Here is a 24,121-nt window from a genome sequence, read left to right on the forward strand (position 1 = left end):
ATGATTGATTTTGCACGAATTTCTTGACATTGGTCATAATTGATCGTCTACACTTTCGAGCATCGATCAGTTCGATCGAGGATCACCCGAAAGGCCTTCATGTCCGACACCTTTGTTGCCAGCGAGCTGGCCTCGCAGCCGGAGACCTGGCGCGCGGCCGCTCGGCTCGTCCCCACCTTCCTCGACTCACTGCCGCAGGCCGGTGAACGTGTGGCCGTGGTCGGTTGCGGCACCAGCTGGTTCATCGCAATGAGTTATGCCGTCGCTCGCGAGTCAGCCGGCCTCGGCGTCACCGACGCCTTCGCCGGGTCGGAGTTCCCCCGCGGCCGCGACTACGACCGCGTCATCACGATCTCGCGGTCGGGCACGACGACAGAGATCGTTCAGCTGCTCGAAGAGCTCAACGGCTCGACGACCACGCTCATCACCGCCGTCGCCGACAGCCCCGCCGCGGCAGTCGCCCAGAGCACCATCGCGCTGCCTTTCGCCGACGAGCGATCCGTCGTGCAGACGCGCTTCGCAACGACGACGCTCGCGTTCTTGAGGGCGCACCTCGGTCACGACGTCGACGCCCTGGCCGAGCAGGCCGAGATTGCCCTCGGCCTTCCGATCGATGACCTCCTCGCAGCCGAGCAGGTCACGTTCATCGGGCGGGGCTCCGCGATCGGGCTGACCTACGAGGCAGCGCTCAAGACACGTGAAGCCGCCCAATTCTGGGCGGAGTCGTATCCTGCGATGGACTACCGACACGGCCCCATCGCCATCGCACAGCCGGGTCGCCTCGTCTGGTCGCTGGGGCCGTCGCCTCGTGGTCTCGCCGAAGAAGTAGCCCTCACCGGCGCGGTCTTCGTCGAACACGACCTCGACCCTCTCGCCGGTCTCGTCGTCGTCCATCGCTTCGCCGTAGCCCTCGCCCTCGCCCGTGGTCTCGACCCCGACAACCCACGATCCCTCACCCGCTCGGTGATCCTCAGCTGATGTCCGCCGTCCTCGGCATCGATGTCGGTGGCACCAGCGTCAAATCACGGGTCGTCTCCGGGGATGTCATCCGTTGGGAACGACGGGACCCAACGCCTCAGCAGGACGCGGACGGGTGCGCACTGGGACAGCTCGTCGCCGAAATCGCCTCCGAGGCCGCGAGGAGCTGCGGTGAGATCGAGGCCATCGGTCTCGTCGTCCCGGGCATCGTCGACGACGCTCGAGGCGAGGCAGTCCTCTCCGTCAACATCGGCTGGCACGATCTTCCTCTTCGTGACATCGTGCGAGACCATCTGGCGAAAGCCGGGTCACCCCTGGCCATCGCATTCGGACAGGATGTCCGGGCGGGAGCCCTCGCCGAGAGCCGGTCGGGAGCAGCCGCCGGGTTGACCGGAACGACAGCCTTCGTCCCCGTCGGAACCGGCCTGGCCAGCGCCCTCGTCGTCGACGGCATTCTCGTGTCCGGCCAGGAATGGCCGGGCGAAGACGGACAGGTCCTCATCGAGGTCGGGCCGCACGCCGGGTCACGAGTCGAAGAGATCGCATCCGCGTCCGCCGTCGCTCGACGCGTAGGCGCCCCGAACGCGCAAGCCGCTGCGGAACTCGTGCGCACCGGCGACGCGCGCGCAGCAGCGGTGTGGGGCGAGTGCATCGAGGTCCTCGCCGATGCCGTCGCGTCGATCGTTCGCCGCAGCGGCTGCACCACCGTCGTCCTCGGCGGCGGGCTTGCCGAATCGGGCCCTCTTCTCTTCGAGCCCCTGACCGAGGCCCTCCGCATCCGTCTTTCCGGCGGATCGAGCCCGAAGCTCCTGCCAGCCCTCCACCGCGATGGTGCGGCCGCAGCCGGAGCCGTGTTATTGGCTCAGGACCTTCTCGAGCACATCGACCGATGACCGACAGCGCACCTTCTCGCCGCATCGTCGCGGCGGACCGGATCGTCGACGGGACAATCGACTGGAGCCCTGGCTGGCTGGAGATCCGGCACGGCGTCATCGTCGCTCGGGGTGCCGGGCTCCCCGTCGGCGAGAACGCGGAACGCATCCAGGGGATCCTCCTCCCCGGATTCGTCGACCTTCACTGCCACGGCGCCCTGAGCGCCGACTTCGCCCGAGCGCCGACGGAAGATGCGATGACTGCCACGCAGCATCATCGGGCACGAGGCACCACGACGCTGATCGCATCGGTCGCCACGGGCACTCCCGCTGACACGCTCGACGCCGTCGGTCGCCTGGTTCCCCTCGTGAAGCGTGAGGAGATCGCCGGGATCCATCTCGAGGGCCCGTTCCTTTCGAGTAGACGGAGAGGTGCTCATGCCGCCGACCTTCTGCGCCCGCCTGATCGATCCGAGATGGACGCCCTCCTGGAAGAAGCAGACGGTGCCATTTCCGTCGTCACCCTCGCACCCGAGTTGCCAGGTGCCCTCGGGCTCATCACCCACCTCGTGGCCAACGGCGTCATCGTCGCCATCGGTCACACCGATTGCGATGCGGAGACGGCCTCGCGCGCCCTGGATCGGGGAGCAACACTCATGACGCACCTCTTCAATGGCATGCCCCCGCTCCACCATCGACGCCCGGGGCCAGTCGGCATCGGATTGACGGACCGGCGGGCCGTGCTCGAACTCATCGCCGACGGACACCACCTCGCCGAGCCGATCCTGCGCCTCGCCCTCGAATCGGCCGCCGGGCGGGCGGTTCTCGTCTCGGACGCCATGGCGGCCACAGGATGCGCGGACGGCCCCTACGAGATCGCCGGCTCGGAAGTGACAGTGAGTGGAGGCGTTGCCACGCTCACCGACGGCTCCTCTCTGGCGGGGAGCACGATCACGATCCTGGATGCCCTCCACCATGTGCTGCGCGAGACACGGGTGACGATTCAGGAGGCCGTGCGGCTCTCGAGCGAATCGGCCGCCCGCATGCTCGGAAGGGAAGCTCGGGGCTTCGCGGTCGGCGCCGCCGCCGACGCCGTCCTCCTGCCTCAGCAGCCGGATGGGTCGGCCGTCGCGGTGATGAAGAGGGGGCTCTGGCTGTGATTCTGGTACTCACTCCGAACCCGGCCGTGGATGTCACGTACACGGTCGGCCATCAACTGATCGGCGAGACTCAGCGCGTCCTCGACGTCGCGAAGCGACCCGGCGGAAAGGGCCTGAATGTGGCGCGGGTGCTGCACCTCCTCGGGCGAGAGACCCTTGCGCTGTCGCCGCTCGGCGGCGACGGCGGACGGTGGATCGAGTCAGAGCTCGAGGCTTCCGGGATCGCGAACACGTCGTCCCTCATCTCCGCCCCGACGAGGACAACCGTGACCGTCGTCGATGCCGACCAGCATCCGACCGTCTTCGCCGAACCAGGACCGACCATTTCGCCCACAGAGTGGGAGGACTACAGGGGCCTCGTCCGCGAACATCTGCCGGCCGCAGACCTCGTCGTGGTCTCGGGGTCGCTTCCCGCGACAGCCGACTCCGAGCTCGTGGCCGAATGGGTGGCTGACGCCCACGCCCGTGGCGTTCCGATCCTGGTCGACGTCTCCGGGCCGCCGCTCCTCGCAGCGGCGCGAGCAGGGGCTGACATCGTCAAGCCCAACGCGGCGGAGCTTCGGGAGGCCACGGGCAACGACGACGAGTCAGTGGCAGCCCACGTTCTGCTCGATCTCGGAGCCGGGTTGGTCATCGTTTCTCGCGGCGCTGACGGCCTCACCGCATACTCCACCACCGAAGTGACCACCGTCGAGGCAGTGCCGGGAGTTGCAGGCAATCCGACCGGCGCCGGCGACGCAGCCACCGCAGGAACGGCCGTCGGCTTCGTCGACGGCATCGCCACGGTCGATCTCCTGCGACTCGCCAGCGCGCTCGGCGCCGCAGCCGTCCTGCGCCCCACCGCCGGCGACATCGATCTCGACGCCTACCCGAAGTTCATCGCACACCTAGAGCTGTCCGGAGCGAAAACATGACACCCCACCCGCCCCTGCCTGAAATCCTTCGCGACGCACGAGCGCAAGGCGGCGCCGTCGGCGCCTTCAACGTCGTCCTCCTCGAGCACGCCGAGGCGATCGTCACCGCCGCCGAACGAGTCCGGCTGCCCGTCATCCTGCAGATCAGCGAGAACTGCGTCCGCTACCACGGGAGTCTGGCACCCATCGTCCTCGCATCACTCGCTCTCGCACAGGCGGCGACCGTCCCCGTCTTCGTGCATCTCGACCACATCGAAGACACCGACCTGATCCGCGAGGGCATCGATTTGGGCGTCGACAGCGTGATGTACGACGGGTCACGCCTCGCGTATTCCGACAACATCGCTGCGACGGCGGCGATCGTCGAGCTGTGCCATGCCAGCGGCATCGCCGTCGAGGCCGAGCTCGGTGAGATCGGAGGCAAGGACGGCGTCCACGCGCCGGGAGCCCGCACCGACCCCGACGAGGCGAGAAGCTTCACACTTCTGACCGGCATCGACGCACTCGCTGTCGCGGTGGGCACCTCCCACGCCATGACCGACCGCGTGGCCACCGTCGACAGACCACTCGTCGAACGGCTGCGAGAGGCCGTCCCGGTGCCGCTCGTCCTTCACGGCTCGTCCGGCCTGTCGGACGACGAACTTCGTGGAGCCGTGAGGAGCGGCCTGACCAAGGTCAACATCTCGACGCACCTCAACGGCCTGTTCACGGAGTCGGTCCGCCAGACATTGACCCTGCGGGGCGATGTCGTGGACCCTCGCGTCTACGTTCGCGAGGCTCGTGCGGCGTTTGCCGATGAGACAGCCCGACTGCTTCAGCTGCTCAGCCCGACGGCCGTGGTTGCTCATTTTTGACTCAATGGTTGTTTAAGACGTCATTTCTGATCATACTGATCGCAACATGACGACAAAGGTCGTCACGTTCACGATCACGTTGAAGGAGCCCCATGTCGTCCCTCCCTCGCCGACTCGCAGCAGCGATCGGCCTCACCGCCCTCATTGCGGCCGGATCCACTCTGGGCGCCTCGGCGGCCCAGGCCACGACCGTTCCCGACCTCGCCCAGCACGTCGCGGTTCCCGCCTACATCCCGCCGAGCGACACGACGTCGTGGAACAGCATCAATTCTTCGAGCTCTCAACTCGGCTTCGTCGTCGTCAACGTCGCCAACGGCCCGGGAAGTGTGGTCGATTCGACGTGGCAGAGCACCATCGCCGCGGCTCACGCCCACGGCGAGAAAGTTCTCGGCTACGTCGACAGCGGCTACTTCGGCGCGTCGACCCCCGCGCGCCAGACTGTCCTCGGCGACACGGACTCCACCTCCTGGACGGTCCAAGCCGAGCAGGACATCAACCGCTGGTATTCCTACTACGGCTCGAACATCGACGGCATCTTCATGGATGACGGCATGAACACTTGCGGCCCGACCGCCGGAAGCAACACCTACGCCGACCTCTACGCCCACCTGAACCAGTACATCCACACGAACCACCCCGGCTCGCTCACCGTCGTCAACCCCGGAATCTCGGTGCCGTCCTGCTACGCGCAGGCGGCCGACATCATCGTGTCATTCGAGGGTTCGGCCACCGACTACCTGAACCCGACCGCGGCTGAGGCCCCTGAGACCTGGCAACTCAACGCCGACCCCGACAAGTTCTGGAACATCGTCTACGGCGTCGACCAGACCAACCTGACGGCCGTCATGAACCAGTCGAAGATCGACAACTCCGGCTACATCTACGCCACGCCCGACACCCTGCCGAACCCGTACGACACGGCGCCGACAGGCACGCTCTGGGCACAGGAGCTGGCCGCAACGGCGGCAACGGCGACGACCGTTCCGGCCACACCGGCGAAGCCGACGGCGAACACGCCCTACTCGACCGGCGTCGACCTCAGCTGGGCCTCGGGATCGCCTTCCGTCGCGGGCTACGAGGTCTATCGCGACGGCACCGACGTCGGCGAGATCGGCAACGCCACGCCGTCAGCGACCCAGTGGACCGACAACGGGCTTTCGCCGTCGACCACCTACAGCTACACGGTTCGGGCGCGCGGTTACGACGGTGTGCTCTCGGCCAGCAGCCCGGCGCTGTCGGTGACGACGGACTCAGCCTGGGGTGCGACGCCCAGCGCCCCCTCGACCCTGACTTCGTCGAATCTGTCGGCCAACGGCACCCAGCTGGCCTGGGGCGCCTCGACGTCGAGAAACGACACGATCGCGTCATACGACGTCTCCGTCAACGGTGCGGTTCAGCTGTCTCTCCAGGGTGACATCACGTCGGTGCACCTCGGCGAGCTCACTCCGGGAACCTCCTACACCTTCTCGGTCGTCGCCCACGGTGACTCGGGCACGACGTCCGCGGCATCGAACGGCGTCACGGTGACCACCCCGTCGCCGACTCCCATCACGGGGGCAGCGGCCGCGCTCACGTCGACGAACGCGCACTTCCAGGCCCAGTACAACCTCGCCTACAACTTCCAGAACGTGTTCATCGACACGGACCAGAACGCCGGCACCGGCTACCAGGTCGACGGGATCGGCGCCGACTACCTGATCGAAAACGGGGCCCTCTACCGCAACACGAACGACACGAACGCGTGGGATTGGACTCCGGTGGCCCTTTCCAGTGGCCCTCTGACGTCGAGTGCCGGGGGCCTCTACGAGTGGGACGTGCCGACGAGCGCCTTCACGACCGCTCCGACCGCTCTGAACGTCGTCTTCGACGGCTCGGGCAACTCCACCGAATACCTGGCTGGTCCTCTCACGGCGTCACTGTAACCAGACCCTCTGAGCCCGACGCCGGGGACCTCGGTTCCCGGCGTCGGGCCCGCAAAGTCGCAACGACTGACCCCGGCGGAGTCCACTCCCCGGTCAACCCTCGGGCGCATTACTCAGAGTGCGTGCGGCGGACTCGGCATGATCGGCGGCGTCCTCCCGATCGGGCAGGACGCCCTCGATGTGGAACGTCGCGTAGCCGTGAGCCACGGCGCCGACGGCCATCACGAGGTCCTGTGCCAGGACAGGATCGCCTCTCAGATCCAGCGCCGGTCCGTTCAAGAGTTCGAGGACGCGATCGCCCGCCTCGGCCAGTGAGGGGAACGCCGTTTTGTCGAGTCCGGCGCCGAAGGTGAAGAGGAAGAGTGACCGCTCATCAGCGGCGAACCGCACCGACTCTCCCGCGTAGGTCGCGAGCTTGTCGACCGCGCCGACGGCCGTCGCCATCGCGGTCGAGAAGCGTTCGTGCTGCAGGCGATAGCAGCGTTCGGCGAGGGAGGCGAGCAACGCTTCCCTATGGGCGTAGTGCCGGTAGGGCGCACCGCGACTGACTCCGGCTCGGCGACTCGCCTCCGCCAGGGTGAACCCCTGGACTCCGCGTTCGAGCACGAGCTCGAGGGCGGCCTCCTCGAGGGCGTTGCGGAGGTCTCCGTGGTGGTGACCCACGGGGCGGGCGGCGGAGCTCATGACTTCACGGTAGCGTCACGCCGAGGCCGGCTGAATCAGTTCGATGAGGTTGCCCTCGGGATCGTGCACGTAGGCGAAGCGGGCCCCTGACCGCACGGCGTCGGCCGGCTCCGACACCGCCGCGGCACCTGCTGCCACCAGAGTCGCGAACGCCGCGTCAAGGTCGTCGACGCTCAGCGCCCAGTGGAAGAAACCCTGAATCGACGCGCCCGTGAACGGGTCGGGGAACGACTGTGGCGTCGATCCCTGTCGCTCGATCAGCTCGAGCTTGAACCCCTCTGGAGATCGCAGGATCACAGAACGCACCCCGACATCGGGCATCGCGAACTCTTCTTCGATCTCGGTCAGGCCGAGGCCCTCGGCATAGAAGGTCGAGAGGCGATCGAGGTCGGCGACCGAAAGGCCGACGTGGTCAGAGTAAAAGTGGGGCATGGCGTCCTCCGGTAAGCAGCGTTTACTAGGTAAGCAATGCTTACCCTAGCCATCACCGAGCCGTCAGGCCAAGTGACGAATGATGGACGCTTCGCCTCATGCGCGCCACCGCGAACGGTGAAGGTTCGCCCTGCGGCCACTTCGTTTTTTGTGTCAACGCGTAGCCTCGGCATGTGAGCGACGTCGCGTCCGTGGTTGGTGAGGAGCTACGTCGTGTTCGCGCAACTTTGGCTGGCGTGGTCGTTGAAGTGTCGCTCGGAGATGAGCATGAAACGGCCTCGTCCGGTCGATGGGTGAATGGGTCGGTCCCATCATCCGAAAGTCTTTTTTACGCCGCCTCGTTGACGAAGCAAGTGATGGGAGTCTTGGCCGGAATCGCCGTGGATGCGGGCGAGCTGCGCTCCGACGACTCCCTGCGCAGCTGGTTACCGGCTCTTCCTCGCTGGACCGAGAGCGCGACGATCGCACAGCTTCTTCATCACACATCCGGGTTACCACGTGAACTTTCGAGTCGGACCGAGGCACGTTCCGCCACATCCGTCATGGCCGCGATCAAAGCACTGAAGGAGCCCACCAGCCCGCCGGGCACCCGGTTCGAGTACAGCAACGACGGCTACTTCCTCCTGGCTGCCATTCTTGAACGCGCGGCCGGGATCCCCATCGGTCAGCTCGGAACCGAGCGGGTGTTCATCCCCCTCGGGATGAATTCCAGCCACTTGTCTAGGCACGCGCATTTGTCTCCTGCGGGCGAGCCCGCACCACCCTCCACCATTGGGGACGGCGGTTGGTGGACTACGGTCGCTGACGTGGGCCGCCTTCTCAGGCACCTCAACCAGGATCCGAGCGGCACACGGCTGATGCACACAGGTCATCTCCTCGGAGGCGAGACCGTCGAGTATGGATGGGGCGTGCGCGTTCTACGCATCGGCGGACTACTAGCCGCATCGCACGGCGGCAGCTGGCAACGCTGGCAATCCAAGACCCTCCGGATTCCCGAACGGGAGTGCGCAGTTGTGGTCGCTGCCCGAACAGACGACACGCTAGCGGTCAGCGACCTCGGAACGAAGATCGCTGCAACCGTCTCCAAGCTCCGCTAGCCGATTCATCAACGAACCGTCGCGTGGCGGATTGGTCTTTTGGAACGGACAGCGACATCGCTATTCAGCGCTCAGTGAGGCGTGCCCGCAGTCGGGATCGCAATTCCGAGCCAGCACCGATGGTCGCGAACGCGGCGTCCACGTCGGCAGCCACGTCTTCGACGATCGGGGCGGTCTCAGCGATCCAACTGTCTACCTCTTCGGTCCCCCAGGCGGCTTGCCGATCGTTTGGGGCGTGAGCTTTCGCGCCTGCCATCGCTCGGACCGATTCCGCATAGTCGGCTGCGACCAACGTGGGCTCGACCCCGGCGTTGCTGAGGAGGAGGGCGCTAATCATGCCGGTGCGGTCCCGGCCAGCACTGCAGTGCACAAGTACTCCGTGCGGGGCATCCGCGATTGCGTGCAATGTCGCGAGGACGAGGTGCGGCAGGATTCGCCAGTTGTGGTGCCAGTACTCGGGCGAGTCCAGGATCGGGAAACATACCTCTCGGAATTCGGGATCGTCCTGGTCTTCGGTGGGGGCGTTCACCACCGGCACAGTTGCGAGCGTTTCGGGCGAGACAGCAGGGTCGCCGTCACGGACGCCGATCTCGTACTCACATCTCAAGTCGACGACGGCGGCGAGGCCCCAGCCGCGAGCGTCCCGCCATCCGTCCTCGGTCAGCAGCTCGCGTCGCGGCCCGCGAGCCACCCTGCCGAAAATCGTTGCACCCGTCGCGGAGAAGGAAGTCGAAAGGCCTCCGAGGTCGCGGGCGTTCAGGTAGCCGTCCCAGTCGAGAGTTCGCACGCAGACAACCTAGATCATGGTGCTGCCTCTATCAGGGGCTGCCGGTCGCCCGCTGAGTGTTCCTACAGCATGGGCTGTTCGCCGTCGATCATTGCGAAGACCAGCGTGTCGGTCCACTCGCTTTTGCTCCAGAAGTCGCTTCGGAAGTGCGCTTCTCGCCGCATGCCCACCCGCGTCGCGAGTCGCGCAGACCCCGTATTACGGGCATCCATCTGCGCGACGACGCGGTGAGCGTCGTGGCGCTCGAAAGCGAGCCGCAGCGCGGCCGTGACCGCCTCGCTCGCGAACCCATTCGCAGTTGACGATGGCTCCACGCTCGCGTCGGAGCTTGAGCCGATTCGTCCAGCTAAGTGCTTGACCCACCCATCGAACCGCTTGCGCAAGTTGGTGATCTCAGGGCGGGATTGACTCTTAGGGATGCCGCAACGACGAGCCCGATGATGACGATCCCCGCGAAGACGGCTGGTAGGGGTGCTCTTGTCAGGATGATGCCGACGAGCCCGGGCCCGATGGCGACGCCGGCTTGTCCGAGCCCGCCGATGAGGCCGAACGCGTGGCCTTGCTCGGATTCTGGAATGCGCTCGTACTCCGTGCTGATGAGTCGTGAGGAGTAGACCCCGCTCGCGACGCCCCCCAGGAACAGCGCCGCTATCAGCACGGGAACGGAGGCTGTGAGCGCGAGCGCCGCGAAAACCGGCACAACAGCCAAAGCAATGGCCGCAGGGAAGAGGACAGCCCGAGGGACGCGACGTGCCACGCGACGGGAGATGGTGCTTCCTCCGATCCCGCCGATGCTCTCTGCTCCCAAGAGCACCCCTAACAGCAACGAGTTGTGCAAGACGGTCTGCCCGTAGATCGGTGCCATCACAGTCGACCACGCCGAGAAAACGATGGTGGAGACGATCCCCGCGCCGACGAGCGATCGAAGCACCTTGTCGCTGATGAGAATTCGCAGCGCACTCCGCAGGGACGACGCGTTCGTCGACGGCGTCGCGGCGACGACAGGGAGGGCGACCTGAATGACGAGTGCGGAGAGGAGGAACGTTGCCGCGTCGACGACGAGCACGGCCGGTGCGCCCAAGACCGCGATGGCGGCGCCAGCTGCCGGCGCCAGCTGCCGGCGCCCCGATCGTGCCCGCGAGTTGCAGCGACGCCAAGTAGGGGCCGCTGACCGAATCCGTCGTCGTTCCTGCACGGCTGGTCGCCTCACGCAGCAGAAGGAAGCTCGCAGCGACCGCCGGTGTCCGCAGCAGGCCATTGATCGCGACAAGACCGAGGAGAAGACCGTAAGGCAACCTCGTGGTGGCGTCGATCGCCGGGATGGCTACAACAGCCAGGCCACTGATGACGTCGGACAGGACCCGGGTCCGGCGCGCTCCGAGCCGGGCGATCACCGCACCGGCGAAGAACGACGCCACCATCACGGCGACGAATTCGCAGGTCGCAGCCAACCCCGTCGCCGCAGCGCTGCCCGTCGAGCGATACACGAACCAGGGCAGTGCTACGAGGCTCATCGACCCGCCGATCGTGGAGACGACGTTTGCCACGATCAACATCGCCAACGGCGACCTGCTCTTGCTCCCTTGCGGCATCCCCATTCCCACCATCCCCGAAGTGTACGGTGTAAACATCGGGACGAGTCAAGACCCTGCAGAATGACAGCGCACCGATAGGCAACGAAGAGAGACAGGAATGGGACGCAGAGACGAGATCATCGAGGCCGCCCTGCAACTCAGCGAGGAAATCGGTGTCGACCGGGTCTCGATGAGAATGATCGGAGATCGCCTCGGAACGTCGGCGATGGCCCTCTACCGGCACCTCCCCAACCGGGACGGCCTTCTGGATGCCCTCGTCGGCCGCGTGCTCTCCGAGGTTCACCTCCCCGATCGCAGCCTCGACTGGGCGACACGACTCCACTCCATCGCGCACGCTCTGCTGGATGTCGCGATCGCGCGTCCCGGCGTCTTTCGACTCGTTCTCGAACGCTCGTATGTGGCCCCGGAGGCGATCGGGGTCATGGACGAGATGTATGCGGTTCTCCGCGATGCCGGAGTGGATGAGTCCATGATCCCGCGGGTCGAGCGGATGCTCAGCACAGCCCTGCTGGGGTTCGCCGTCACCGTGTCGAACGGCGGATTCTGGGACGGCCAGGGCGCGCAATCGGGTGCCATGAATCCATCCGAGACACGGTGGGCAGGTGAACTCGATCAGAACGTCGACGACATGGTCCGAATGATCCGCGACCTCGGCTTGAAGCCCGAGTGACATGTACTCCTGATGCTGAACCGTCTCCGCCGATTCCCGGCCGCTTGACGTTCTCGAAACAACTGCCGATACGAGCCAAAATGGTTTGCCGTGTCAATGTCGAACGCCGACGACGGCATCATCCCCGGCCGAGGGCCTCCCCGCGAAGTGGACGAGGCAGCTCGAGCACGGCATTGGCTGTGCAGGCAATTTGAACGAGTGACCGGTCCGACTCGCCGGGCGGCGCCCACCAGCGCTTTCCAGGCCACTGAGCTGGAGCCTGCTCGGTCTCGTAGCGGGTTCGGCTTGCGCAACACGAATTGTTCATGGCGGCCGCCCACTGAGCAATGAGTCAGTAAGTGGGGGCGGGGCAGGACGCCGGGCTACGTGTGCTGTCCGTCTAGGGTGGGCCCATGCCCGACGCCCAGTTCTCAGATCCTCGGCTCGCGCTCCTGTACGACCCTTTCGACGGTTCCCGAGCCGACCTCGACCATTACCTCGACATCGCGAACGAACTGGGCGCGAAATCGGTCCTTGACCTCGGCTGCGGCACAGGGGCGTTTGCACTCCTGCTTGCATCGCACGGCATCGAGGTAACGGGCGTCGACCCCGCACAGGCGTCCCTTGACGTTGCACAGTCCAAGCCGGGAGCGGAGAAGGTGACCTGGCTTCTCGGGGATGCCGAAAGCCTTCTCCCGCTGCAGGTCGACCTCGCCGTCATGACGGGCAACGTGGCTCAAGTCTTCCTCACGGATGACGCCTGGAGCGGCACGCTGAGAGGTCTTCGTGCGGCAATCGCGCCCGGCGGACACCTTGTTTTCGAGTCACGTGACCCGGAGTACCGGGCTTGGGAATGCTGGGCAGCAGATCCCAACGAACAGACTCTGGACCTCGAGGGGGTAGGGCGGGTGAGGCACCGTATGGAAGTCACGAACGTCGACCTCCCTTACGTTTCCTTTCGCCACAGCTACGCATTCGATGACGGTTATGAAATCCCATCCGACTCCACGCTTCGGTTTCGTACCGCAGCTGAGATCAAGGACAGCCTCGAGAAGGCAGGCTTCACGCTGCTTGACATCCGAGATGCACCCGACCGGCCGAAGGCCGAATTTGTCTACGTGTCGGTCAGAAACGGCGTCTGAGAATCGAAGTCTCCCCAGGTTCACCGAGGGACGACAAATCGAGCCAAACCGTAGGCCATCCCGCGATGGGCAAGGATGTCGTAAGGGGTTCCCTTCAGCGACGGGATGCAGTGCGAACCTCAGAGAGTGCGAGCAAGCGCGCTCCCCCTTCCGGGGCTCTTCTGCTGAGCCGAGCGGGCGTGGCAATATGAGAGCGTGGGGGGGTCGGACAATCACCAAGGCGAACTTTGTTCTGCAGTTGACGCAAGCGGTTCCGGAGGTCGAGTCGACCGTGTCCGAGCACTTGGCCGACTACGACGAGCTCCTCGTCCACCTGCTGATGGCAGATCTCCTGAGATATGCCACGGCCGCTTTTGCAGATGGCCGGAGGGACGTCACCGACCGCCTGCTTCGCTTCGTCGATGACAGTCCCGCCCAGGGGGACTCTCACATCGAGAACGCGGTGTCCGTGTCATTCGTGGAGAATTTCGGTGCCGGGAAGGGCGAGACGCCTGCGTTCCTGGCGACGTGGCCGGATGGACTCCGGGCCGACCTGAAAAGCCAGCAGGATTGGCGCGCCACGTGACCGATTGCAGATCGAGGCCTCCGAGAATCGACCCGAGAATGAACGCCGCGTGAGGCCGCCCTCGAAGTCTCGGCCTTCGCGTTCACGACCCAGAGGGAACCTGCTCGCCTTCGCCGTCCTCGCTTCCACCCTCGCGGCGTCGGGTGGTGTCCTCACGATGTTCGTCGGGTTCGGAAACCTGCCCAACGACACCGGCCGGGCGAACCTCACGAGCTCGTTGGCCGCCACGGGCCACGTGGAGAAGGGGACCACTACCTCGGTGAAGGATCACACTTCCACTGGCCGGTGGGGCACGATCTACCACCAGTATTGGCCGATCGTCCGCATCGACGTCGACGGCGAAACCCGGGTCGTCTCCCTCCGCACGTTCTGGTCGGACAGGCTGGAAGAGTTCGTCCCGGGGCAACCAATCGATGTTCTTTACGACCCCTCTCGCCCCACAGTGGCGGCCCTCGGCAGCCCCGCCGCACAAGCGCTCGTGGCCCACGACGTCCGTATCGACCTCACCGCAGGAATTATCGGGGCCGTCCTCTTCCTGACCGGCTTGCCGACGTGGGCCTGGGTCTTCCGCCGCAACGCGAAGGCGAAAAGAATCCACGACGCCGACGCGGCGGCAAGAGGGTACTGATGACGGAGCCCGCTGGTCGACCCGATAGTAGGTCGTGGGTACCACCGCGGGGGTCTTCATGATGCGGCGGGGATCTCAGGGGCAGCATCAGCACACCACCAACAGGGCCTGAGCCGGCTCGTCGGCGCGTTCGGAGAACCACGTGGGCGATCGTCGTCGTGGCGGTCGTAGCCGTTGCCGTTCTCGCGGTCCCGGTCGTCGGGCTCGTCGGTCGTCGGGTATAGCCGCGCAGATCAGCGACATCTACGATGCGACGCTCCAGGGTTTCTCCGTCGACGCAATCGATCAGATGGATTTCTCCGTCACGCCGAGAGCCGTCGCCGTGGCCGATGCCGCCGCCCTCTCTGCGTACAGGCTCTCCCCCACTCACCTGCGGGCACCCGATTCGATGGCGTCGAAGTGCCGGTGACGGATCGTCACCATCGACAATCCCTCACCGACCTGCGTTCCAACTCTCCCGCAAGGGCAGCTCGATGCCGGACTCGCGGCTGAATCAGAGAAGTTCGATGGACCGGAGCCGCTGTGCCCTGTTGCCCGTCAGCGACGCAAGCGTCAACCATTTAATCGCGAGCATGTCTTTGTCGTCGATGTCGACTGCCGAGCCGAGGGTGGCGTGAGGGCGGTAGCCGCTCGCCCAGTGGGAGGGCTCGCAGGCGTCAAAACCCGGAAGCCGCGTGACCTCGCCACTCAGCAACTCGTGCATTTCATGGAACATGGAATGCTCGGCCAACAGCACCGGAATCGTGAGATCGGACCCGAACTGAGCACGCGGCCCGAGACGCATGGTGAACGCCTCGGTGTGCTTCGCGAGAGACGCAACGTAGTCGGCAACGACATCCTCGAGTGCGCCCTCGACCCGAAAGTTGCCGAGGATGGTGACGTGCACCGGCCAGAGGTCGCGGGAGACCACTGCGGGCACCTCCTCTGGAGTCGCGTTGACCGTGAGGAGCCTGCCTTCATCCATGACAGCGAGGCTAGCGTCTCGAGGCTTAGGAAAAACGGGTCGACTTCTCGGCCCGGCTCGCGACGGTGCGCGCGCAGGGCTTCCTCGCGGTGAATGGTTTCCCATGCCCCGGGCCGTTGTCAGAAACGTCGACATTCAGCGGACTCGTCATCACCACCGAGTCCCTCGTCACGGCGGGCAGATCAGGAGACGCCCACGATCCGGCCATTCGCCTCTCTCTCGCCCGGGGGCTCGCTGATCACGTCCGGCTCTTGCGAGACCTACCGGGTCTGGCGAGCGCCGCCGGCCTGGGGCCCGCGTGGTGTCCCTATCAGGGAGGCCCATGGCCGACTCCACACGACCCCATCTTCGACTTCGGCTCGACACCCGATGGATACGGCTGGCTTGACGACTTCGCAGCGGATGCCGCGGCTCGACTGACAGCCCATGCCGGGCTGGAGACCGTGGTCGGCCACGCTGACTGGTACGCCGGCAACTCCCGCTTCGATGGTGACCGCCTGGTCGGGACCTTCGACTGGGATCTCGTCGCGGCACCGGAGGCACATATCGCCGGATTCGCTGCTGCCACGTTCACCGACGGGGGTTCTGGGGCTCAGGATCTGCCCGAGCCTGTCGAGGTCGCGGCGTTCCTCCGCGACTACGAAACCGCACGAGGATCGCGTTTCGACGCTCGGGAGCAAGTCCAAGCCGCGGCCGCCGCATTCTGGGCCCTCGCCTACAACGCCCGCTGTCAACTGAGTTTTATCGAGGGCCCGGCCGCTGAAGAATCGACTCTCGGGTTGATCTCCGCTCATGGCGAGAAGTACCTCGGGTTGCGCTGGTAAGGGCTTCCCGCCCCGGGCGATGTCAGCCCAGACTCGATCGCAGCGACTCGGTCACGGTCAACTTGTCTGCCCAGCGTCGTGGCCACCCTTCTGCAACCCAGGAGGCCTGCGGTTCGTTGCCGGATGCACCGAGCCACACCACTTCGTCGATCGCGCGTTGCTGTCGGCGAAGCACCGCGTCGACCACGTCCAGACGGTCCTCCCAGCCATACCCCTCAAGAAGAGCGGCGGCCCGGGCTCGTCGATCGGGGGCGGCCGTGAGACCGCGGTGCCCCAGGCTCTCGGGGTCGACGTCGAACGGTGTGAACCACTCCAACGCGTACGCGACATCGCTGATCGGCTCGGCCGGCCTCGCGACGTCCCAATCGAAGAGCCCGACTGCCATGCAGCCGCGCCACGCAATGTTGGCGGGTTGCGGGTCGCCGTGGCAGATGACCGACGATCCTTCCGGCGGTACGGCCCACACGGACTCTCGTGGGGGCTGCCACGACCTGGTCGCGTCGTGAATTCGACGAAGCAGCCTGCCGGCCGAAGAGACCGCCGAAAGGCTTACCTGATGGGCCCAAGCGGCGTCGCCGGCGTCACCGGGAACCAGCCGCACGAACTCGTGCTGTTCGTCGATCGCGAGAGGCTCCGGTACGGGCAAGCCTTCGTCGAAGAGGTAATGAAGCAGCGAATGAACGGTGGGGCTCCATGGCTTTCGCGGGCGGCACACGACATCCCCGACTATCTCAACGGATCTCTCTTCTGCCACACCTGCAGCCTAGGGATCCAGGCCCAGGGAGTCGAAGGCCGATTCTTCTGGCCCAACCTCGTCGCCAGGACACCGTGTGGATCAGCCAACGGAATCCGGGTCGGGTTGCCAGCCGCGCGTGACGACTTCCGCCACCCAGTCAGTCCCGGCGGGCCCCGTCGCCTTCAGCACGACGTCGTGCCTGGGAATCGTGATGGGCAGGCGCGTCGTCGCCCCGCAGACCACATTCATCGAAGCAAGCGGCTTTAACGAGCCGGAGTTGTTCTCGGGTGTTCGATGCAGAACGCCGACACGGACCACCCCACCGCCGCGGCACACGCTCAGCACGTCGAATTCGCCAGGATCGACGGATCCGAGCTCCACCAGAGCGCTACCGGTCTTCTCGCCAGGTTCGCCGGTAAGCGTGTCGGATGCGGCACCGTCACCGTTCGAGTCGGACAGGAGTGTGCCCATCCTGCTGGCTCCGACGACCGCCCTCCAGCCCCGCTTCGGGTGCCTCCCCGGCCGCGAGCGGGTCTTAGCCTACGATCGGCCCCGTGGGGGAATCCGCCACCGAGTTCGTCGACGCCGATGCGACGCCCGTTTTCCTGCTAGCCCTTCCGCCACAGGTCAAGCAGCAACCGGGCCACGGTCACGAGCAAGCTCCCGATCCCCAGCCATGGCACTGCGTTCCTGGACGGACGGTCACCGGTGTCATCAGACATCGGGCCACCTCCTGGTGTGCGCGCCGGCGAACACGAGAAGCGGGGCCAGAGGTGCGCAACCGGGCGAACCCAATTACGATGATCCCGAGCGATACAGTCTCGGGGATCACATTCATCCCCTGGCTTTCCACTCGGAAGCCAAACCAAAGCCCACGACCCCGCCAGGTCGTGGGCTTTACTCTTGGCTCAGAGCCGCGACCCGGCGGTATAGCGCGACTATGCGACCCAGATGTCGCCGAGGGCGCGCAGGACGTTGCCACCGAGCACCTTCTCGATGTCGGCGTCCGAGTAGCCGCGCGCCACGAGTTCGGCCGCGATGTTGTGGAAACTCTCGGTCGGGTTCTCGAGGCCGTCGACATAGGCGACCCGAGGGTGATCCTGCGCCGTCGCCGCGGCCTTGCCGAGCAGGCCCGAGAAGGTGGTGTGCAGGCCGACGTGGTCGCCGTAGAGCGTGTCGGGGCCGAAGGCCACGTGGTCGATGCCGACGAGCTCTGCGGTGTACTCGAAGTGGTCCATCACCGACAGGATGCTGTGCGTCGTGTGGGCGTGCGAGATGGTCGTGTGCGGGGCGGCCGACATCCCGATCACTCCCCCGCCCGCGGCGACGGCGCGCAGCACGTCGTCCGACTTGAGACGCGGGATGTCCCAGAGGGCGCGAGCCCCGGCGTGCGTGATGAAGATCGGAACCGTCGAGGCCTCGGCGGAGTCGATGCCCGTCTGATCCGACGAGTGCGAGACGTCGACGGCGAGGCCCAGTTGGTTCATGCGGCGGATGGCCGCGCGACCGAAGTCGGTCAGGCCGAAGTCGTGCGCCTCCGAGAGGCCGGCGCCGAGGCCGTTCGACTCGGAATAGGCGATACCGATCTGGCGGATGCCGAGGCCGTACAGGATGTCGAGCCGGTCGAGGTCGTTGCCGACCGGGGTCGCCGCCTCGAGGCCGAAGACGAGCCCGACGTGGTCGGCCGCGTGCGCAGCGTGGATCTCGGCGACGGTGCGGATCACGACGACGTCCGACTGGTGCGCGAGGTCGGCCTGCCGCATTCCCAGGTCGGTGACGACGTCCTCCCACTGCCACGGGGTGTTGCCCGTGACCATCGCCGTGCCGTCCATCATGTTGTCGAAGACGACGGTGAGACCGGAGGCCCTGAGCCCCTCGAACGCCGTGTGCTGCCGACCCGTGCGGTTGTAGGCGGGGGTGTTCGCCATGTCGTCGGGGAACCGGACGGGGTGGTCGTGCAGACTGATCGCGATGGTGTCGTGCAGCAGCCGCTCGGCGCGTGCGACGACATCGGGCGAGTGGCCGCCGCTCCAGGCGGGGACTCGGTCGAACTCCGGCGTCAGCGGATCGCGCGGCAGACCCAGGTCGCCGTCGAGGTAGTCGTACGACCTGTAGACCGTCATTCCGTCACCGCCGCGGTCGTCCCGGCCGTGCCGACCGGCGCGAGTCGGTGCTCGCCGTCGGCGAGCAGCCGCCAGAGGGCCTCCCACGCGCGCATGCCCTCGTGGATGCGCGGCAGCCGCAGGTACTCGTTCGGCGCGTGGAGGTTCTCGTCGGACGTCGAGAACGAGAAGAACAGCGTCTTCGCCCCGAGCACGTCCTCGAACAGCGTGGTCGCAGGCAGCGTCCCCGCGATGACGGCGAGCAGCACGCCCTCGCCGGGGTAGACGGTCTCGAGAGCCGCACTGGCGGCCCGGATCGCAGGATGGCCGGGGTCGATCCGGTACGCGGACACCCGGGCGTCGTCGACGCGCACCTCGACCTCGACACCCAGCGGTGCGCGCGCGAGGAGGTGCTGGGCGATGGCCGACGCGACGTGCTCGGGATCCTGCGCCCCCACGAGCCGCGAGGCGATGTGGCCCGTCGCGACGTGCGGGATGACCGAGTACTTGCCGCCGGCCGTGATGCCGGTGATCTCGAGTGTCGGGCGCTCCCAGAGGCGTTCGAGCGTGGTGAAGCCCTTCTCGCCGAAGAGCTCGGGCACGCCGAGTCCGCCGGCATAGGCCGCCTCGTCGAAGGGCACGGCGGCGATCTCGGCGCGCCGGGCCGGCGAGAGCTCGGCCACGCCGTCGTAGAAGCCGTCGACCGTCACGCGGCCGTCGGCGTCGTGGAGGCCGGCGAGGAGCGTCGACAGGGCATGCACCGGGTTGGCGACCGTGCCGCCGAACCGGCCCGAGTGGAGGTCGCCGAGTGCGCCCGTGACGACGACGTCGAGGCCGACCAGGCCCTTGGACGCGATCGACACGGACGGCTCTCCGGGGCGCCACTGCGCACCGTCGGCCGAGATGACGAGGTCGCAGGCCAGCTCGTCGGCGTGCTCACGCACGTAGCGGGGAAGGTTCGGGCTGCCAATCTCCTCCTCGCCCTCGATCACGAACTTGACGTTGAGCGGAAGACCGCCCTCGTGCGCGACGAACGCCTGGGCGAGCTTCAGCACGAGAAAGACGGGGCCCTTGTCGTCGGTCACGCCGCGCCCCCGGGCCACGTCGCCGTCGACGACCAGCTCGAACGGGTCGGTCGACCATTCGGCGAGATCGCCGGTCGGCTGAACGTCGTAGTGGCCGTAGACCAGGATCGTCGGCGCGCCGGCTGCACCCATCCACTCCCCTCGCACGACCGGGAAGCCGTCGGTCTCGACGACGCGGCCGTCGGCGAAGGCGAGCTGCGCGGCCACCCACGACGCCGTCGCGCGCATCGTGTCCGGGTCGGCGCTGCGGCTGATGCTCGGCAGCGCGACGTACTCGGCGAGCTCGGGCAGGAGCGAGCTCAGCGACGGGAGTTCGAGCGAGCCGCTCACGACTTCATCCAGCCGTTCTCGAGGAGGTCGCGGACCTCTCGCACGCCGGCGTCCCACACCTGCTGCATGTCGGCGTCGGGGCGACCGTAGTCGCCGCCGTGGCTCCCGTCAGGCGCTGCCTCGCGCATCTCGGCAGCCGAGAGAACGCCGGCGAGCGCCCGCGACATCGGCGGCTTCGAGCCCTCGGGGATCGTCGCCCCCTCGACGCGCGTCCACGCGAAGTTCTCGACCCAGGCGCCGTGCAGCTGCACCTCGGAGAACCGGCTCGCCGCTGCCGCCGTCTGCGGGGCGTTGTACCAGCTGTGGAAGAGGACCTCGACGCTCGGCTCGCGGTGGGCGCTGGTCCATTCTCGGATGAGGCCCGTGACGGGGGCGTTGCCGCCGTGCCCGTTGACGAGCGCGATTCGCCGGAAACCCTGGCCGGCCAAGACGTCGAGCAGGTCGCGGATCACCTCGATGTAGGTCGACATGCGCAGGCTCATGCTGCCCGGGTACGTCGTGAAGTAGGGCGCCATGCCGAACGGCAGCGTGGGCAGCACCGGGATGCCGAGCGGCTCGGCCGCCTCTTCTGCCACGCGCCCGGCCAGGATCGCATCGGTGCCGAGCGAGAGGTAGCCGTGCTGCTCGGTCGACCCGACGGGCAGGACGATTCGGTCGTCGTGCTTCAGGTACTCCTCGATCTGCATCCAGTTGCGGTCGTGTAGTCGCATGTCTCTACTTCCTGATCAGACGCGAGGCGATGAGAGCCTCGGTGCGTGCCATCTCGTTGCCGACGATCATGAGGCCCTCGTCGACGCCCATGCCGGGCTTGGCGAGCACCTGGGTCGCCCCGCACGCCATCGCGACGTGGGCCGAGACCTGAGCCGACCGGTCGGTCTCGTTGCAGGTGCCGCCGCAGTACGCCTCGTACCCGGCCTCACGCACCAGCAGCAGCGCTTCGATGCTCTGGCCGATGCCACCGAGGTCGGGGGTCTTGACGTGGATCACGTCGGCCGCGCCCGCGTCGACGAACGCGCGGATGTCGTCGAGGGTGTTGCACCACTCGTCGACGGCCAGCTTCACCGTCGACGCACGGGCCGCAAGTGCCCGGCGGAGGGCGACGTAGGTCTCGATCTGCGCGTCACGCGAGCCCGCGTCGATCGGGTGCTCGACTGTCAACGGGTAGGGCGCCACGAGTCGCCCGAGCCCGGCGAGGTAGTCGGCCGCGCGCTCGACGTCGCCGTCGAAGATGAGCCCGACTGTGCCGTAGGTGTCGATGTGGATGCGGGGGCTGTAGTCGGGCGTCGGCCGCAGGGCCTCGATTCGCGACACGAGCCACGCGAGATACGCTTCGAGCACCTCGCCGTCCTGCCCGAGCTTGCCGTCCACGGCGTTGATGAGCGCGTGCGGCAGCACGTCGACGGTCTTCACGATCATCTTCTCGGCGTTGCCGTGCCGGTCGTCGCCGGTCTGCGCGTAGAGCGGCACCGATGCGATGTCGATGCCGGTCGAATACTCGTCGCGGATCACCTCGGCCATGGTGACCCGGCGGCCCTGCGCGACCGCGGCGAGCAGGGCCTGGCTGACGCCGTACCGGATGGCGGTGTGCAACGGCGTGCCCAGGATCCTGACGCCCTCGATCTCGTCGGCCACCTCGCGGAACGCCGTGAGCTCGCGATCGATCAGCAGAGGAGTGACGTGCGCCGCCACGATCGCGGCTGCCGCGTCGGCCGAGAACACAGGATCGCGCCCACCCGCCCCCGAGTACTGCACCGCCGCGCAGTCGCCGAACACGACCGACCCGTCGCCCAGGACGAGCAGCACCGAGAGCGACTCCCCCGGCTGGCGGATGCGCAAGAAACCCGGGGTCAGCGGTTCACCGACGTACCCGAAGCCGTCATGCAAAGCGGCCGCCCGGATCGCCGCCTGGTCGTCGGCGAAGAAGCCGGTGCGCCCGGGCACGGTGACGACGTCGACGATCCGCATGTCAGCGGGCGTCGGCCAGATCGAGACCGGCGACGAACTCGGCCAGCTCGTCGAGGTTCGCGACCTCGCAGGTGCGCCGGCCCTCTTCGATGTCGTGGATCATCTCGACGACGCGGTCGAAGATCGGGCCCTGGAAGTCCTTATGGACCTCGTCGACCTCGGTCTTGCGCTTGCGGATCATGAGGTCGCGGTAGATGCCCGAGTGGCTCTTGGCGCTCTTGCGGTTGAAGACGGCGAGGCGGTCGAGCGAGCCCTCGAGGTCGTCGGGCACGAAGCCGTCGAAGCTCTCGACCTTCACCGGCGCCTGCGCGAGCACCTCTTCGCTGATCGCGATCATCACCGGGCGGTAGGCGGGCGCCTCCAGCGTCTCGGCGATCGACAGGTCCGACACGGCGCCGGCCCACATCATGGCGCCGTAGACCTCTTTGCCCCAGAGGTAGCCGAGCACGTTGTCGGTCGGCTCGGCGTAGGGCAGCGCGTCGGCCAGCTCGCGGACGCGGTCGGTGATCACACCGCCGTCGATCTCTCCGATGCGGAAGGTGCCGATGTTGCCCTGCATCACGCGACCCCGGCCCATGACGTCGGCGCCGAAGTTGACGAAGCTCGACAGGACGCGCTCACGGCCGACGGCCTCGATCATCGCGTCGGCCGTGAGGCCGTTCTGGACTGTCAGCACATACCCGTCGGGCGCGAGGCGGTCGCGCAGCAGGTCGGCGGCGGACTGCGAGTGGAGGCTCTTCACGGCGACGATAGCGTGCTCGATCGTGTCGGGCAGCTCGTCGGGGGTGATGGCCGGCACGCGCACCGTGAACTCCTCGACGGGGCCCTCGATCCGGAGGCCGTCCTTCTGGATGGCGGCGACGTACTCCGGGTCGGCGTCGCAGAGCGTGACGTCGTGGCCCGCGCGGAACATGTGCGCGCCGATGGTGCCGCCGATGGCACCGGCTCCGATGATGGTGATCTTCATGCTGCTCCTTCTGTCACGGTGGCCGGCACGGCTCGGGCGAGGAAGTCGCGGAGGGTCTGCTGGAACTTTTCGCGCTCTTCGGTCTGGGGCGAGTGGCCAGACTTCTCGAAGATCACGAGCTCGGAGTCGGGGATGAGCCGGGCGATCGTCTCGGAGGCGCTGACGGGCGTGACCCAGTCGCCGCGCCCGACCGTCACGAGGGTGGGGACCGCGATGTTCGGCAGATCGGCCTTCAGGTCGTAGGTCGGGAAGTTCTCGACGAAGCAGGCGTTGTGCGCCTCGTGGCGGTAGATGCCCGCCTCGACTGCCGCATTCGACTTCTCTTCGTCGTACTCGAAGTCGTACAGCGGGATCAGCTCGGCCCAGAGCGACCTCAGCTCGGCGTCGCTGCGGACTGTGCCGCCCCAGTACCGGTTGAAGTGCTCCCAGTCGATCTCGACTCGATCCTGGTTGCGGGCGTTCTCGAAGGCGAGCTCGAGGTTCGAGCCGTCGGCCGAGGTGTCACGCAGCATGATGGCCGAGAGGTGCTCGGGGTAGCGGACGGCGTACTCGAGCGCGATGAAGCCGCCGTACGAGCCGCCCGCCACCACCACCTTGTCCACGCCGGCCCACTGGCGGAGGCCGTCGACATCCGCGGCCCACTGCTCGTGCGAGTACGGGCCGACTCCCTCGGACAGGCCGCAGCCGCGCGAGTCGAAGACGATCACTCGAAAGCGGTCGTGGAGCGGGCCGAAGGTCGACTTCGGCTCGGCGAGCGACCCGATGCCGCCGCCGCCGTGGTGCGCGATGAGCACCGGGGCGTTCGGGTCGCCGTTCGAGGGTTCGAGCACCTCGACGTTCAGACGCGCCCCATTGATGACGAGATCCAT

The 24,121-nt window shown here is 66.9% G+C and carries 27 protein-coding genes; 13 read left to right on the plus strand and 14 right to left on the minus strand.

Annotated features, from left to right (window positions below):
- The first annotated feature begins 99 nt into the window (after positions 1 to 99).
- The 6 genes from AX769_RS17590 to AX769_RS17615 all read left to right on the plus strand — a co-directional run bounded on the left by AX769_RS17590 (position 100) and on the right by AX769_RS17615 (position 6,700).
- A complete protein-coding gene (locus tag AX769_RS17590) occupies positions 100 to 978 on the plus strand; it encodes an SIS domain-containing protein (protein WP_066283942.1) in 879 nt (292 codons plus the stop codon).
- Entirely contained in the window at positions 978 to 1,871 is an 894-nt protein-coding gene (locus AX769_RS17595) for an ROK family protein (protein ID WP_066281911.1), read from the plus strand. Before AX769_RS17590 ends, AX769_RS17595 begins: the two co-directional genes overlap by 1 nt.
- Positions 1,868 to 3,010, plus strand: a complete 1,143-nt coding sequence (locus AX769_RS17600; protein ID WP_066281912.1) for an N-acetylglucosamine-6-phosphate deacetylase — start codon at positions 1,868 to 1,870, stop codon at positions 3,008 to 3,010. The genes AX769_RS17595 and AX769_RS17600 overlap by 4 nt, the downstream gene beginning before the upstream one ends.
- Entirely contained in the window at positions 3,007 to 3,924 is a 918-nt protein-coding gene (locus tag AX769_RS17605; protein ID WP_066281913.1) for a 1-phosphofructokinase family hexose kinase, read from the plus strand. The genes AX769_RS17600 and AX769_RS17605 overlap by 4 nt, the downstream gene beginning before the upstream one ends.
- Positions 3,921 to 4,778 carry a class II fructose-bisphosphate aldolase gene (locus AX769_RS17610; protein WP_066281914.1) on the plus strand — a complete coding sequence of 286 codons (858 nt, stop codon included), beginning with the start codon at positions 3,921 to 3,923 and terminating at the stop codon, positions 4,776 to 4,778. Before AX769_RS17605 ends, AX769_RS17610 begins: the two co-directional genes overlap by 4 nt.
- 92 nt (positions 4,779 to 4,870) lie before the next feature.
- Entirely contained in the window at positions 4,871 to 6,700 is a 1,830-nt protein-coding gene (locus tag AX769_RS17615; protein WP_066281918.1) for a spherulation-specific family 4 protein, read from the plus strand.
- A gap of 93 nt (positions 6,701 to 6,793) precedes the next feature.
- On the opposite strand, the gene AX769_RS17620 is transcribed toward AX769_RS17615, so the two are convergent.
- Together AX769_RS17620 and AX769_RS17625 are read right to left on the minus strand one after the other, a co-directional pair.
- Positions 6,794 to 7,384, minus strand: a complete 591-nt coding sequence (locus AX769_RS17620) for a TetR/AcrR family transcriptional regulator (protein ID WP_066281920.1) — start codon at positions 7,382 to 7,384, stop codon at positions 6,794 to 6,796.
- 15 nt (positions 7,385 to 7,399) lie between these two features.
- Positions 7,400 to 7,816, minus strand: coding sequence for a VOC family protein (locus AX769_RS17625; protein ID WP_066281921.1), 417 nt, complete (start codon positions 7,814 to 7,816; stop codon positions 7,400 to 7,402).
- Between the two features lie 173 nt (positions 7,817 to 7,989).
- Here AX769_RS17625 and AX769_RS17630 point away from each other — a divergent pair, with 173 nt between their 5' ends.
- Entirely contained in the window at positions 7,990 to 8,913 is a 924-nt protein-coding gene (locus AX769_RS17630; protein ID WP_157887708.1) for a serine hydrolase, read from the plus strand.
- Positions 8,914 to 8,977: 64 nt separating this feature from the next.
- Here AX769_RS17630 and AX769_RS17635 read toward each other — a convergent pair whose 3' ends face one another.
- From AX769_RS17635 to AX769_RS17645, 3 genes are all read right to left on the minus strand, one after another.
- Positions 8,978 to 9,700 (minus strand): tyrosine-protein phosphatase, encoded by a 723-nt coding sequence (locus AX769_RS17635; protein WP_066281926.1) that lies wholly within the window; start codon positions 9,698 to 9,700, stop codon positions 8,978 to 8,980.
- 62 nt (positions 9,701 to 9,762) lie between these two features.
- Positions 9,763 to 10,014, minus strand: a complete 252-nt coding sequence (locus AX769_RS23230; protein WP_239451843.1) for a GNAT family N-acetyltransferase — start codon at positions 10,012 to 10,014, stop codon at positions 9,763 to 9,765.
- A gap of 32 nt (positions 10,015 to 10,046) precedes the next feature.
- Positions 10,047 to 10,781 carry an MFS transporter gene (locus tag AX769_RS17645; protein ID WP_157887709.1) on the minus strand — a complete coding sequence of 245 codons (735 nt, stop codon included), beginning with the start codon at positions 10,779 to 10,781 and terminating at the stop codon, positions 10,047 to 10,049.
- 218 nt (positions 10,782 to 10,999) lie between these two features.
- Here AX769_RS17645 and AX769_RS17650 point away from each other — a divergent pair, with 218 nt between their 5' ends.
- The 5 genes from AX769_RS17650 (at position 11,000) to AX769_RS17670 (ending at position 14,279) form a co-directional block, all read left to right on the plus strand.
- Entirely contained in the window at positions 11,000 to 11,359 is a 360-nt protein-coding gene (locus AX769_RS17650) for a hypothetical protein (RefSeq protein ID WP_162269021.1), read from the plus strand.
- Positions 11,360 to 11,392: 33 nt separating this feature from the next.
- Positions 11,393 to 11,965: a TetR/AcrR family transcriptional regulator gene (locus AX769_RS17655; RefSeq protein WP_066281929.1), complete on the plus strand. Its 573-nt coding sequence runs from the start codon at positions 11,393 to 11,395 to the stop codon at positions 11,963 to 11,965.
- A 392-nt stretch (positions 11,966 to 12,357) separates the two neighbouring features.
- Positions 12,358 to 13,086 carry a bifunctional 2-polyprenyl-6-hydroxyphenol methylase/3-demethylubiquinol 3-O-methyltransferase UbiG gene (locus AX769_RS17660; protein ID WP_066281931.1) on the plus strand — a complete coding sequence of 243 codons (729 nt, stop codon included), beginning with the start codon at positions 12,358 to 12,360 and terminating at the stop codon, positions 13,084 to 13,086.
- Between the two features lie 283 nt (positions 13,087 to 13,369).
- Positions 13,370 to 13,651 (plus strand): hypothetical protein, encoded by a 282-nt coding sequence (locus AX769_RS17665; RefSeq protein WP_162269022.1) that lies wholly within the window; start codon positions 13,370 to 13,372, stop codon positions 13,649 to 13,651.
- Positions 13,652 to 13,808: 157 nt separating this feature from the next.
- Positions 13,809 to 14,279 (plus strand): DUF3592 domain-containing protein, encoded by a 471-nt coding sequence (locus AX769_RS17670; protein WP_066281935.1) that lies wholly within the window; start codon positions 13,809 to 13,811, stop codon positions 14,277 to 14,279.
- Positions 14,280 to 14,772: 493 nt separating this feature from the next.
- Here AX769_RS17670 and AX769_RS17675 read toward each other — a convergent pair whose 3' ends face one another.
- Positions 14,773 to 15,189 carry a 2'-5' RNA ligase family protein gene (locus AX769_RS17675; RefSeq protein WP_157887712.1) on the minus strand — a complete coding sequence of 139 codons (417 nt, stop codon included), beginning with the start codon at positions 15,187 to 15,189 and terminating at the stop codon, positions 14,773 to 14,775.
- A 119-nt stretch (positions 15,190 to 15,308) separates the two neighbouring features.
- On the opposite strand from AX769_RS17675, the gene AX769_RS24235 reads away from it, so the two are divergent.
- Positions 15,309 to 16,067, plus strand: coding sequence for a phosphotransferase (locus tag AX769_RS24235; RefSeq protein ID WP_066281937.1), 759 nt, complete (start codon positions 15,309 to 15,311; stop codon positions 16,065 to 16,067).
- Positions 16,068 to 16,089: 22 nt separating this feature from the next.
- Here the strand turns inward: AX769_RS24235 and AX769_RS23240 are convergent, their stop codons facing one another.
- The 8 genes from AX769_RS23240 to AX769_RS17720 form a co-directional block, all read right to left on the minus strand.
- A complete protein-coding gene (locus AX769_RS23240) occupies positions 16,090 to 16,821 on the minus strand; it encodes a phosphotransferase (RefSeq protein ID WP_082763910.1) in 732 nt (243 codons plus the stop codon).
- A gap of 81 nt (positions 16,822 to 16,902) precedes the next feature.
- Positions 16,903 to 17,274: a hypothetical protein gene (locus AX769_RS17690; RefSeq protein ID WP_066281939.1), complete on the minus strand. Its 372-nt coding sequence runs from the start codon at positions 17,272 to 17,274 to the stop codon at positions 16,903 to 16,905.
- 467 nt (positions 17,275 to 17,741) lie between these two features.
- Entirely contained in the window at positions 17,742 to 18,926 is a 1,185-nt protein-coding gene (locus tag AX769_RS17695; RefSeq protein WP_066281941.1) for a dipeptidase, read from the minus strand.
- Entirely contained in the window at positions 18,923 to 20,320 is a 1,398-nt protein-coding gene (locus tag AX769_RS17700; protein ID WP_066281943.1) for a M20/M25/M40 family metallo-hydrolase, read from the minus strand. The genes AX769_RS17695 and AX769_RS17700 overlap by 4 nt, the downstream gene beginning before the upstream one ends.
- On the minus strand, positions 20,317 to 21,030 hold the full coding sequence (locus AX769_RS17705) for a creatininase family protein (protein ID WP_066281944.1): 714 nt from the start codon (positions 21,028 to 21,030) through the stop codon (positions 20,317 to 20,319). Before AX769_RS17705 ends, AX769_RS17700 begins: the two co-directional genes overlap by 4 nt.
- A gap of 4 nt (positions 21,031 to 21,034) precedes the next feature.
- The gene (locus AX769_RS17710) at positions 21,035 to 22,285 is read right to left on the minus strand and encodes a methylaspartate ammonia-lyase (RefSeq protein WP_066281945.1); all 1,251 of its coding nucleotides are present in this window, start codon (positions 22,283 to 22,285) and stop codon (positions 21,035 to 21,037) included.
- Between the two features lies 1 nt (position 22,286).
- Positions 22,287 to 23,252 (minus strand): ketopantoate reductase family protein, encoded by a 966-nt coding sequence (locus tag AX769_RS17715; protein WP_066281946.1) that lies wholly within the window; start codon positions 23,250 to 23,252, stop codon positions 22,287 to 22,289.
- Positions 23,249 to 24,121 (minus strand): alpha/beta fold hydrolase, encoded by an 873-nt coding sequence (locus AX769_RS17720; protein ID WP_066281947.1) that lies wholly within the window; start codon positions 24,119 to 24,121, stop codon positions 23,249 to 23,251. The genes AX769_RS17715 and AX769_RS17720 overlap by 4 nt, the downstream gene beginning before the upstream one ends.

It is taken from the genome of Frondihabitans sp. PAMC 28766, assembly GCF_001577365.1.
In the GTDB taxonomy this organism is placed as follows: domain Bacteria; phylum Actinomycetota; class Actinomycetes; order Actinomycetales; family Microbacteriaceae; genus Frondihabitans.